8 protein-coding genes are annotated in these 12549 nt (G+C 54.0%); 2 read left to right on the top strand and 6 right to left on the bottom strand.

Going from position 1 to position 12549, the window contains the following annotated elements; translation table 11 throughout:
• Positions 1-25: 25 nt before the first annotated feature.
• Positions 26-1171, bottom strand: a complete 1146-nt coding sequence (locus tag CFLAV_RS08230) for an ISAs1-like element ISVer2 family transposase (RefSeq protein WP_007414217.1) — start codon at positions 1169-1171, stop codon at positions 26-28.
• Between the two features lie 165 nt (positions 1172-1336).
• Positions 1337-4450 carry an immunoglobulin domain-containing protein gene (locus CFLAV_RS08235; RefSeq protein WP_007414218.1) on the bottom strand — a complete coding sequence of 1038 codons (3114 nt, stop codon included), beginning with the start codon at positions 4448-4450 and terminating at the stop codon, positions 1337-1339.
• An 85-nt stretch (positions 4451-4535) separates the two neighbouring features.
• On the opposite strand from CFLAV_RS08235, the gene CFLAV_RS08240 reads away from it, so the two are divergent.
• On the top strand, positions 4536-5675 hold the full coding sequence (locus CFLAV_RS08240; protein WP_237712379.1) for a hypothetical protein: 1140 nt from the start codon (positions 4536-4538) through the stop codon (positions 5673-5675).
• Positions 5676-6197: 522 nt separating this feature from the next.
• Here the strand turns inward: CFLAV_RS08240 and CFLAV_RS37575 are convergent.
• Positions 6198-6539, bottom strand: a complete 342-nt coding sequence (locus tag CFLAV_RS37575; RefSeq protein ID WP_083808813.1) for a four-helix bundle copper-binding protein — start codon at positions 6537-6539, stop codon at positions 6198-6200.
• Between the two features lie 393 nt (positions 6540-6932).
• Between CFLAV_RS37575 and CFLAV_RS08250 the strand changes: the two genes are divergently transcribed.
• Positions 6933-7526: a hypothetical protein gene (locus CFLAV_RS08250; protein ID WP_160164525.1), complete on the top strand. Its 594-nt coding sequence runs from the start codon at positions 6933-6935 to the stop codon at positions 7524-7526.
• Between the two features lie 79 nt (positions 7527-7605).
• Here CFLAV_RS08250 and CFLAV_RS08255 read toward each other — a convergent pair whose 3' ends face one another.
• From CFLAV_RS08255 to CFLAV_RS08265, 3 genes are all read right to left on the bottom strand, one after another.
• Positions 7606-9711, bottom strand: a complete 2106-nt coding sequence (locus CFLAV_RS08255) for a sulfatase-like hydrolase/transferase (RefSeq protein ID WP_007414224.1) — start codon at positions 9709-9711, stop codon at positions 7606-7608.
• Positions 9712-9788: 77 nt separating this feature from the next.
• The gene (locus tag CFLAV_RS08260) at positions 9789-11168 is read right to left on the bottom strand and encodes an MFS transporter (RefSeq protein ID WP_007414225.1); all 1380 of its coding nucleotides are present in this window, start codon (positions 11166-11168) and stop codon (positions 9789-9791) included.
• Between the two features lie 24 nt (positions 11169-11192).
• Positions 11193-12545 (bottom strand): sn-glycerol-1-phosphate dehydrogenase, encoded by a 1353-nt coding sequence (locus CFLAV_RS08265; RefSeq protein ID WP_007414226.1) that lies wholly within the window; start codon positions 12543-12545, stop codon positions 11193-11195.
• Positions 12546-12549: the final 4 nt, after the last annotated feature.

Below are 12549 nucleotides of genomic sequence, written 5' to 3' on the forward strand. Positions count from 1 at the left end.
TCGGATTTTCTGCAGGGCAAACGCATCAAAATGATAAAAGGCGTAGGAGGTAATCATGGTCCCAGGAAGCATTGAGTTGTTTGCCTTTGATGCCGCGTTTTTTGGTGGATTCTCGTTTTAAGAGGTTTAAAGCCAGTCGACGCAAGGTGGCGAGGTTTTCAGCGGCGTGGCCAGAGCGGGCCCGGTTGCGGTCCTCGCCGCATTGCACGTCCAGCACCCAGTGCAGGGAGTTTTCCACACTCCAGTGTCCGCGCACGGCACGAGCAAACTTTTCAACGTCCACGTTCAAGCTGCTCAAATAATAGCGCCGTTCCACCGTGGGCGCTTGCTGGCCCACCTGCCGCACGCTCTCCACCACGCCCACGCTGCGCAGTCCTGCCCATTGCTGGCGATCAGCAAGCCAGCTGACATCGCCGCTTTGCCAGTAGCGTCGTGTTTCCAGGCGTCCGTGATCTTTTTCGGTGGTTTCCTTGTAAGCCAGCGCCACGGCATTCTTTTCCACAGGCCGCTCCTGGTCGTGCCGCGCCACGGCGTCCTCCAGATAGGCTTTGATTTCCTGATGGCACTGGCCCTGGTTGCCTTTGAGCGCCAGCACGTAGTTGGCGTCGGCTTCCACAATCTCCCTGGCTATCTCCTTTTGGCACCCCATGGCATCGAGGGTGACAATGCATCCGCTCAACTCCAACACTCGCAACAGTTGCGGCACAGCGGTGATTTCATTGGTCTTGTCAGGCACCTGGATTTGGCCCAGCACCAGCGAGTTGCCCGCCGCCCAGGCGCTGACAATCACCCGCGGGGATTGTCCTTGCTCCAGCGCCCGACGCAGGGCCTTGCCATCCAACGCCACGATTTCATCAGCCACCGTCGCGCGCACCGATTGCGTCCAGCGCATGAAACAGTCCAGAAAGGCTTCCGGCTTGAGCGCCGCAAACACTCGGTTGAACGTGTCGTGTTTGGGTATCCCATGGCGCAAACGCAGAAACGTCTTGAACCATTTGCGTTTGGCTTTGCCAAAGTCCTCCATGTCGTTGAAGGTTTCCCCGCCGCACAGCAGGCAGCACAAACCAATCATCAGCACGTCCACCAGTTCGTGGTCGCACCGGCCTTTGACTCGCGGGTCCCTTATCTCTTTGAAATGTTCGATCAAGTTTTGACGGTGATGCTTTTGCATCCCATCTCATGTACGCATTGTATTTACAAAGTACATACTTTTCTTCAAAAAAATTTTGATGCGTCTGCCCTGGGATTTTCTGTACGATTTCTGAAGATGTGATACGCCAATCACTGCGCGCTTTTCCAGGGGTTTACGCGGATTGCTGAGAAGGTTATCGCAAAACTACTGTTCAACAACTTTGTAGAATCGAATTGGAAGGTTGGTTGCCGACGAATCCATCACTTGCAGCGTTCCGGTCACCGCTCCATTGGTCAGAATTGGAACCCAGTTCACGAAGTCCGCCGACGAATAGACAATCACCTGCCCGTGACCGGACAGCCCATTGAGCTGAAAACCAAACCCTCCACTGCCAAACTGCACTTGCGAGTCGAAGGAGGGACTGGTGCGTAACACTATGAGGCTGGCGGGGAGGCTCGTCACCAAGCCAATGGCGTTACTGACCGCACATTGATAATTCCCCGCTCCAGCCAAGGGCACATTCGTCAACACCAAAGAGGCATTCGTCGCACCGTTGATTTTGGTTCCATTAAACTGCCACTGGTAACCCAGAGGGGCCATGCCCGCTGGCGTCACCGCAAAGGTGACATCCGCCCCAGCATTTATCAGCCGTGAGAAAGGTTGTCTCACGATAAAAGGCTCGTCATCATTCACAAGAGCCAGACTGTGATAAGTACCCGCAGCAATCGCCACCACATTACCCAGCCCTGGTGGCACGTTCGTTTGCCCATCAGTATTATTTTTTCCCCAAGCCAGCACCGTCCCGTCCTGCTTCAGCGCCATATTGTGGTAATATCCGGCTGCCACTGCCACAACATTACTTAATCCAACAGGCACGTTCGTCTGACCGTAGGAGTTGTCGCCCCAACTCGCCAGCGAGCCATCGCTTTTTAATGCCATGTTGTGATAGCTGCCTGCCGCGATGGCCACGACATTGCTTAATCCAACGGGCACATTGGTCTGACCTTGGGAGTTGCTGCCCCACGCGATCACTGTGCCGTCCGCTTTAAGTGCCAGGCTGTGGTAGGCACCTCCGGCGATGGCGACCACGTTGCTCAACCCTGTAGGCACGTTCGTCAGGCCTGAAGCGTTGTTTCCCCAAGTGACCACCTGGCCATCACCTTTCAAAGCCAGACTATGAAAATTCCCAGCTGCAATCGCGACCACGTTGCTCAGGTGTGGGGGAACCGTTGCCTGGTGGTAGTTCGACGCCCCCCAGGCAGTGACTAAACCGTCGGCCTTCAGAGCCAGAATATGGTCAAGGCCAGAGGCAATGGCCACCGCGTTGCTCAGACCGGCAGGCACGTTGGTTTGACCATAATAGTTGTCACCCCAGACGAGGACGGTGCCATCACTTCTCAAGCTCAAACTATGAAAAATGCCTCCAGCGATTGCCACAGGATTCGTCAAGGTAGTCGGGACGTTGGTAGCACCATAGGTATTCCTCCCCCAAGCCAGCACGAAGGCAGGGGCGACCTGCACTGTTGCGTTGGAGCTGGCAACTGAACCGTAGGCGTTGTTGACCACGACCTGGTAGCTACCCGCATCACCCTGTTGGACATCGCTCAAAGCAAGCGTTCGGTTGGTGGCCCCATCGATGTTGGTTCCGTTCAAACGCCACTGGTAGCTGAACGGTTCTGACCCGGTGGCGGTGACGGTAAGGGCGATGCTTGCGTGGATCGGCAAGCGGTAGTTCAAGGGCTGTACCACCACCTTCGGAGCTGCGACATTGACGCTCAGTGTTGCGTTGGAACTAGCAGTACCGTATTGATTGTTCACGATGATGCTGTACAGGCCTGCATTGTCAGCTTGGATGTTGGTCAGAGACAAGGACGTATTAGTGGCTCCGTTAATATCGGTGCCGTTGAACTGCCATTGGTAACTGAGCGGGGGGGTGCCAAAAACCGAGATGTTCCAGGCTGCATTTGTGCCTGCGGATGCAACCTGGCTGCTCGGGGGGGTGTCAAATGCAGGCGGTGTTGGGCCAGGTGAATAAGTGACCTGGTCTACCCAGGCCGAATCACTTAGATAGGTAGCACCAGGAGTGTAGAAACTCCATTCCAAGACATGATTGCCCTCAGGAATGTAAATCGTTTTGTGCTGCCACCCCGACGTACGGGTGGGCAGGTAAAATTGTTGCAATCCATCGATGGAAAACCCCAAACGCTCCTGACCCCAGTAAGAATTGAGCATGCACCAAAAGCTTAAAGTGCCAGGCCCGGTAACGGTTGTTTGAAGCAGGGATTGTTCACCGGTGTAAGATAAGGGACTGCTTTGCGCCGCTTCCACACCGTCATGCGAAGTGATCGATTCTGCAAACCACGGCTTGTTGGTACTGGTCGTCCAAATTAGTTCGACTGCGTTCAGTGAAGAAGGCAGATCATTGACGGTAGCGAAGATTCCTGAGTTGGTAGCGATGCCAAAGACGTTGCTCACCACCAGTTCGTAAAAGCCCGAGTTGGCATCCACTACATTGGTCACGGCAAAGCGCGAAGCCGTTGCCCCAGGGATCTCCTTGCCATTGAGCCGCCACTGATAGCTCAGAGGTTGGCTTCCGCCAACAGTGACGGCAAGGTTCAGATTTCCCCCAAGGGTGAGCAGTTGATTGGAAGTCTGGCTGAGAAAAATTGGAGGAGAATGAGTCACCGCCAAGGTGGCGTTGGAGGTGGTGAGCAAGCCGTTGCCGTTATTGAGGACAGCACTGTACGTGCCGGAGTCGGCTGGCTGGATATTGGTTAGAGTAAGGGCTGAATTGGTCGCTCCGGCGATATTGGTGCCATTCGCCAGCCACTGGTAACTAATCGGCAATGAACTGACCGCACCGACTGTGAATCGTGCGTTCATGCCGCTGTATAACGTCCGGTTTGCGGGCTGCCGTACGATCATCAAGGGCGAAGTTTGCACCAGTGCAAGATCAAAGGAAAAGCCGGATGAAATGGCTGTCACGTTGCTCAATCCCACAGGCGCGAAATCCCCAGAACCCCAAGCCACCACGGTGCTGTCGTCTCTCAGCGCGACACTGTGGAAACCAGACGCGGAAATCGATACCACATGGTCTAACCCTGCAGGAACAATGTCTTCCGCTCCCCAGGTCACGACCGTTCCGTCCTCCTTCAGAGCCACACTGTGGTTTTCTCCCGCAGCAACAGCGACCACATTGGCAAGACCCTCGGGTACATCACTTTGCCCGGCAGAATCATTGCCCCATGCAACGACGGTGCCATCGCGCTGGACGGCCAGTGCGTAATAGTCCCCTGCGGCGATGGCGAGTTGACTCATAATTAATGACACCGGAGAGAGGTTGGGAAGCCGGACTGAAGGAATACGTTGCCTCACGGGAAAATGACACCGACAAACTTGGAGAATGAAGATGCCAAAGAGCAGTTGTCGGACGGAAGAGTTGGAACGTTTGCGGAGGCGGTATGCCGGTCGAGGGCGGGAAGGAAAAACGCGGATGCTCGATGAGTTTTGTGAACATCATGGCTATGATCGCAAGCATGCGATCAAGTTGTTGGGGGATCAATTGCCCAAGCCCAAGGGCGGAGTGCGCCCCGGGGCCGAACCGGTCTATGAGCCGGTGCGTGAGGTGGTCGAGCGGATCTGGAAAGCCAGTGAACAGCTTTGTGGCAAGCGGCTGGAACCGGCGCTGGCCCTGTGGTTGCCGCATTATGGCAAGCACTACGGCAGTCTTTTGCCAGCACAGAAGAAGCTCTTGGGAAAGGTCAGTGCCGCGACCCTGGACCGGCTGCTGGCGCCGCTCAAAGCGGAAGTCCCTCGCCGGTTATGTGGCACCCGGCCCGGCACGCTGTTGCGGACCCAGATTCCCATTCAGGGGGAAGTGTGGGATGAGCAACGTCCGGGATTTTTGGAGGCGGACAGCGTGGCGCATTGCGGTTCCAGCCTGGCGGGTGATTTCATTTGGAGCCTGACCTACACGTGTTTGGGGAGTGGGTGGACGGAAGGTCGGGCCGTGTGGAACAAGGGTGCCCAAGGGGTGTTGGAGCAAACCCGGGACGTGGAAAAAAACCTGCCATTTCCTTTGCTGGGGATGGATTTTGACAATGGGAGCGAATGGCTGAACTGGCATCTGGTGCGTTACCTGCAGGAGCGCGTGGTGCCCGTAAAACTCACCCGCTCACGCCCTTATCATAAAGATGACAATGCGCATGTGGAGCAGAAGAACTGGATGTGGCCGCGGCAGGTTCTGGGCTATGCCCGGTTGGAATCTCCGGCAGCGGTGCCCTTGATCAACCAGCTTTACAAGGAAACCTGGGGGCCATTGCAGAACTTTTTTCTGCCCTCAGCCAAGCTGGTGGCCAAGCATCGGGAAGGCAGCCGCTGGGTTCGCCGTCACGACCGTCCGCAGACGGCCTACCAGTGGCTGGTGAGCAGCGGACAACTGGGTAGGAAACAGGCGCAACGGTTGCGCGACTGGTATTACGCCGTCGATCCCTTTGAACTGGCCAGGCAAACGGATAAACAACTCAGACCGATCTTAAAATGAGGACGGGATGGAAGAATGAGAAATTTTTTTGCCCCTGCTGCTGCAGCAGCAGGGGCAAAAGGACCCTCCTGACGGAGGGAAAAACAATAAACACGTCGGTGTCATTTAATGTGAGGCAACAAATACCCAAATCCGGTCCAATCCCCGGTGTCATTTATCCTTGAGGCAACAGGCTGGGCTGCTGCGGGCGGGGTTAACCCTTAGCTCTCTCCACTCGATGATCTGAGAGGGGATGAGGGTATGTGTCCCATGCCTCCGATTTCTGAAATTTTCTGAAAAAAATATTTCGCATGGCATGTAGTCACGTGCGTGTTAAACTTTTTAAAAGATGCAGACGACAGTCTTAAATACGCGGTTTTATGGGCGATTTGGTGAATATTGCTCAGGTAGCCAAACAAGGTTCAACTCCCGCCGCCTCCACCATTTTTTATTCCTGTTTACCAGGGATTTTCTGCTTCATTTGTTTTCCTGCGCAGATTTCGAGAGGAGTTCTGATCTTTTCCATGGTATCAGCGGCCGACCTTAATGCGTAGCTACAGTTGCCATTTTTTCGCACTCCTCGGCGCATCGCTCACAGGCAGCAGCACAGCGCTGGCAATGCTCCATTTTAAACTTGCGGCATTCCTCTCCGCAGGCACGGCAAATTTCTGCGCAGGCACGGCATAATTCACCCGCAAACTCAGAGTCGCTAGACATGAAGGCTGAAGCAGTGAAGCAGATTTTCGCACAATCTCTATCGAGATTAATGCAACGGGCCATCATTTTCACGTCATTCTCCCTGAGGCATGCAGTGGCGCAGCTTTCACATTCGATTGCACATTCATTGCAAGCCTTTATGCAGCTTTCGTATTGCTCATTTATCATATTCTCTCCTTTTGGTCCATGCCTGCCGGGCAGTTCAGGTCTAAAAGCACGAGCCTGTTTTACGGTTGCACAAATTTATGAGAGAACAAAATGTTATTTCATGGAAAATTCAAACCGCTTGCAAATCCGGCCTTAAGGCATCTTTTTCAACGAGATTTCGGTGCATTCTACATCAGGAAAACTACTAAAGCCCTTCGCCAAATCTATTAGCAGGGCTTACTTCGCTGCTTTGGAAGCAATTTTCCTGAACCCCACGGATGAATAGTAGAAAAACTAAAAAAATGAATCCCGGGCTGTTTTGAGTTTAAAAAGCGTTGTGAGTAGGTTTAAAGTCGACGCCCTATGAGAAAGATCCTCCCCATGACGATGGTTGCAGGGTTTCTTTGCCTTGCAATGAACTCAAACGCAGAAGTGACTCTGTTCTCTGATAATCTGGAGAACGGAGCCAATGGATGGACGATCGCCGGTTCCACCGATGGTGTGAATAGTGACGGTGGACTCTGGCATTTGTCTCAACGTTGGTCTGCGAGTACAAATACATCCTGGTATTATGGCCAGGAAAGCACCGGCACCGTTGGAACCAACGGCTGGAACTATGGATCAATCACCACACCGTCGATTGATCTGACTTCCGTAACCAATGCGGTACTTAGCTACGCGCACCTGACTCGGGGCGACAGTTGTCTGCCAATTGATGACGACTACGTCGCCGTTTACGTTTCAACCAACAACTTTGAAACCTTCACCACAGTCGTCGAGGGTCTCCCCAATGGTTGGAGTCTCTGGGGAAATGCCGGCGCCTATGAAGGGCCCAACGTCACGGTCGACCTGTCTCAGTTCGCAGGTCAAACAATCAAGATTCAATTCTATGTGAGTTTCAGTCAGGCTTGCGAGGAGCATCTGGATCTTTCCGAGTGCCCTCCAACTGAAGGCTATTACATCGATGACATCGCGGTTGTAGGAAACACCGTCGTTCCGACGCCGTAATAGTAACAGAAAGATTCTTCAAGCGTGGCGTGTCCTTTCGCGCCACGCTTTTTTTTGTGCCCCAATTCGATTATCGGAATTAATCTGCACTCGCGCGAGAGGCCAATGCTCCATCGTGAAAGAATGTGGTATCCGGAATCGGTTGTTTCTCAATACCCGGCCCGCTCCAGGAGAAGCTCAGAGATGGAGAGCTTTTCGTTTGCGTTGCATAGTAAAGGCGAAATGGATGCTTGCCGGCTTTCAGTCGAATAACACCGCTCTTTTCCGTGTTGGCGGAATAACCAAAATCCTCGTCAATCACCGTTGCTTCATGGATGCGCAGCAACGCGTGAGTGTCGGCGCCAAGGTAGATTGTGTATTCCCCATCGGTCGGCACATCCAGATAACCGGTGAAGAGCAATCCGGTTCCGGTTTCGTGCTGTTGAATGGCGATGGTGGGGTGATTTGTTATTCCTGTCGAGGAGGCGTGCAGCATTGTTAATTCAGGAAGCCAGGGAAAATTGCCTTTATAGGAAGACCAGGTGATGCCAGGTTTCAAGGAAGCAATCGAAACAGCTGGCACCAATTCTTGGTCGTAAGGACGTCGTGCATTTACGTCCGGGCGCCGCAGTTGCAGCACCGTGTCTTTCATTTTCTGTTGCAACGCGGCGAATTCAGGCCTGGTGGCGAGATTCATTCTTTCCCCCGGGTCTTTTGCGAGGTTGTAAATTTCAAAATTGTCGGCGTGCGAAGTCACATTATAGCGAACACCTTGATAATCTCCGATGCGAATGGCCTGCATTTGTTCGCGCTTACGACCCCGATGCCCGGGTGCGAATTCAGAATAGTTCGGCGTTTTTCCTTCGTTGAAGTATTCAGAATAAACAGTGGACTTCTTCTGTAGGCCATGACCGGTGAGCAACGGCAACAGTGAAACTCCATCGCTACGGGCGGGCACGGGAACACCGGCAACTTCGGCGAACGTCGGCATCCAATCATGTGATTGGCTCGGCTCTGAAGAGGTTCGACCCGGCGAAATGTGCCCCGGCCACCACGCGATCGTCGGCACGCGAAGTCCGCCTTCCAATAGATCGCGCTTGATGCCATCGAACGGACCGAAGCTGCTGAAAAAATTCGCGGCGAAAGGCTGTTTCAAATAGGACTCAATCGACGGCCCGTTGTCGGAAGAAAAAACGACGAGCGTGTTGGTTTCAATGTGAAGGTCTTTTAACAGTTGCAGCAGATCGCCGACGCAATCATCGATGCGGCGCACGGATGTGGCATACCGTTTATAAACATCCGGCCATGGCACTTCCGGCGTGTTCGGGTTTCCATCGTCGTCGTAAGTCGCCTTGGCATAATCGGGATGGTACCAGGAATCAATGGTGCCGCTCGCAGTATTGATCATTTCCCCGCTCTTTCCCAGCCAGCGCAGCCCGCCTTTCGTGCCGCTTCCCGTTGGATACGCCTGCGTCGGCAATTCTGTAGTCGCGTGAGGCGTGTCGAAGGCGAGATACATGAAAAACGGCTGGGCGACATTTGTCGCGTGCTGATCCAGAATCCATTTCTTTGCGCGGGCCGTGAACAAATCGGCGGTGTAGCACTTGTCCAGGGTGGATGAGATTTCCTGGTCCATATCCCATACTTGCATCGGCCCCTTGTGCGGACCTTCCTTAGGATAATGTTCATGGCCATCTGCGTGACGCACGTAGCCGAAGTAATAATCAAACCCTCGCCTGGTTGGGTAGGCGGGCCAGGTTGCTGGAGCGTTACCTTTCCCTTGCAACCCCCATTTGCCAATGGCGGCTGTTTGATAGCCCGCAGCTTTCAAAACCGTTGCCAGTGTATGATTATTTTCCAATGCCTTGTCGAACTGGTTGTCGCGAACGTTTGCATGTCCCTGATGTACTCCGAGCAACAAGGACGCACGGGATGGTGCGCATACTGCGGCGGGACAATAATGGTCGGTCAGCTTGATACCCTGTGCTGCCATGGCGTCAAGTTTGGGCGTCGATTGCCATGGCTTTGCAGGATTGTTCGAAGCTTGTCGCGAGTTCTGAAAAAACGTTCCAACATCACCAAAGCCAAGATCATCGGTGAGGATGAAGATAATGTTCGGTTTTGTGAGTTCACCGCCAGCGCAGGCAAATGTGACCAGGATGACGAGAACAGCCAAAGAGACGCGACATAATCTTTTGAGGTGCATTGCCATATGCCATAGGGCAGACGGTGTTTGTCTGCAATTGGTTTCAACGAAACAAGGGTCAACGCCCTGACCCTAGCTCACGCTTTGCCACTTCTGGCTTGAGCATAACCGCTGGGAGCGGCGTTCCATGCCAAGGCAAACAAGGTAGCCCCTATCAAGCTGGCTCCCACCAATACTGCGAGGCCAGCGTTCCATCCCTGGGTCTGAACCAACCGGCCCAGACCCCAGCCTGACGCCACCGTGCTCAGATAACCAAAGAGTCCTGTTAGCCCGGCTGCGGTAGCGGCGGCACGCTTGGTTCCGAGATTGGCAGCCATGATTCCGACGAGTGCCTGCGGGGCATAAATGAAAAATCCTGCGGCGCAAAGGAACCCGGTGCTTGCAACGGCAGAGTTTCCAGCCAGCTTCCAGAATCCCCATACAGCCAATCCTGCCAGCATCATGCAAAACAGACAGGTGCGGGCTCCGCGTCCTCCAAAAACCTTGTCGGTAAGCCAGCCGCCAAGCAACATTCCAATCACGCCGGAAACTTCGAATCCGAAGAGCATCCAGCCAGCATGGGCCAGTTCGATGCCTTTCGCTTCCTTCAGCATGGTTGCCCCCCAATCCAACACGGCATAGCGCACCATGTAGACAAAAAAATTCGCTCCTGAGATCAGCCAGATATATGGATTTCCAAAAACTTGCTTCTTCAGGAATTTTTTGAATTCAGTAGATGATTGTTCGGCTTTTTCATCACCCTCCATTTCCGATCCCGCAACTTCAGGCAAACCGAGTGAGCGCGGGGTGTCGCGAAGCGTTAACGCAAGATAAGTCGCACCAAGCATGGCCAGTGCCGCAGGCACCAGGAAACAAAGTCGCCAGCTATAGTGCGCCAAATACCCGCAAAGGACCACGACCACCCCGGCACCAATGGAGTGTGAGGTATTCCAGATCGACATCTTGGTGGCGAGTTCCTTCGGGGAAAACCAGTGGGTCATCAATCGCGCGCAGGGAGGAAAGCCCATTCCTTGAAACCAGCCGTTCACCAGCCAGAGCAGACCGAGCACGAGCACTGCGGAACTCAATCCAAAGAAGACATTGACCAATGCAGATAGAACCAGGGCCACCACCATCAGTGCCCGTGCATTGGCCCGGTCAGCGATGAAGCCATTGGCGAATTTGGACAAACCGTAAAGCACACCGTGCGATGAGAGGAACAGCCCCAAATCGGATTTGGTGATGTGCAGATCCTTCTCCAGAACCGGCATTGCGATACCTATGTTTTTGCGGACCAGGTAAAAGCAGGCGTAACCGATGAGGCTGGAAACAAGTATACGCCTTTGCCAAAGGGGAAACTGCTGCTGGATCTCAGCCGGGTTGGTAAGCATCACCTTTGCAGGCGGAGCGGGCTTGAATATATCAAACACACTGCGCTTGCGAGGCCGGACTGTTTCAATGGGCGCCGTCTCGATCATGTTCCAAGCTTCCTGTTGACGAATTTAAATCGGCCAGATCCCGCTTTTTCCAAACAGGGCATTCAGGCAGTCGTGCAGAACGCCGGCCCGCCGTGCCACATCCAGGACTGTGAACCGGCGGCGAATGTAATACGCCTGCACGAAAGCCTTCTTCAATCGCTCGCGGGAAATGCCTATCTGCTCGGGTTCCACCGGTGCTCCCACCTGCTGCAGCATCTGCTTGAGCTGGGTGTAAGGAATCAATTGTGCCCGCAGTTCCTCCTGCAACGTTGGCCAAAGTTGCCTGAGTTTTTCCAATTGTGCCCGCAGTTCCGCCCGGCTCACATACTTGGCGCGGGTTTCCTCCCATGCCTTGTCGGTGAAATCATCACTGGCAAACTCTTTGCGCACACAGGTCTCCAGCTCTTTTTCATCCGGCCAGTTGGCACACGCGCTGTGAATATCCAACTTATCCAAGGGCATTTTTAACAACTGTTCATAGAGCGCGGTGATGGCCAGGGTGGCGATGCCCACTTTAAATCCGTGCGACGGCGCTTTGCCGTTATGGGTGTGATGCTGCATGTCCCATAAGTGGCTGAATTGATGTTCAGCTCCTGAAGCGGGACGGCTGGATTTGGTCCATTGCATGGCAAAGCCGCCCAGCATCAATCCTTCCGTCAGACTGTTGATCGCATGTGCATCGCGGTTCCGAACGGCAGCGGGGTTGTTCAATGCTTCACGCAAACCGCCCTGGACGATGTCCCACGCCTGTTGATCAATCTTCTCAATTCCGAGACCAGCCGCCAAAATCCAATCGGCACCCGCAGTCACTTTCGCCAACAAGTCTGCATAACCCGAAGCTGTCATGTCCGTGGGGGCGTGACGGATGATTTCCAAATCTGCCAGCACCGCGACTGGCGCCGGGCAATTGAAAGTTTGCTTCGAGCCTTGATAGGTGATGGAGGCGCCAAAGGCTGTGTAACCGTCCATCGAAGCTGCCGTTGCCATGCACATGTACGACCGGCCAACATTATGGGCAGCCAATTTGGTTAAATCATTGATGGTCCCTGAGCCCAGAGCCACCGGGATGGCATTGTGCTGGCGCAAGGCGTTTTCCAACTGGGTGACAAAGCGATACTCTGCGTAGAGATCCGGGTCCGTGAAGATGAAAGGCTTTGCCATTGGTATGCCTGCGCCTTCAAAAGCCGCGGATAAGGCGGCACCAGCCAATCCAAAAGTGGTCTCATCACTGATGATGATCGGAGTAGCTCCGGGAAATTGTTTCTGGAAGATGCCGGGCGCTTCACCGAGATTGTTTTTTCCAATCACCACGGCCCGGGTTTCCCGGGCGGACTGCAACGCTTCACTGATGGAAAGTCTTCTGCTGATAGGAGCCATAGAG

It is taken from the genome of Pedosphaera parvula Ellin514 (genome assembly GCF_000172555.1).
GTDB lineage: Bacteria > Verrucomicrobiota > Verrucomicrobiia > Limisphaerales > Pedosphaeraceae > Pedosphaera.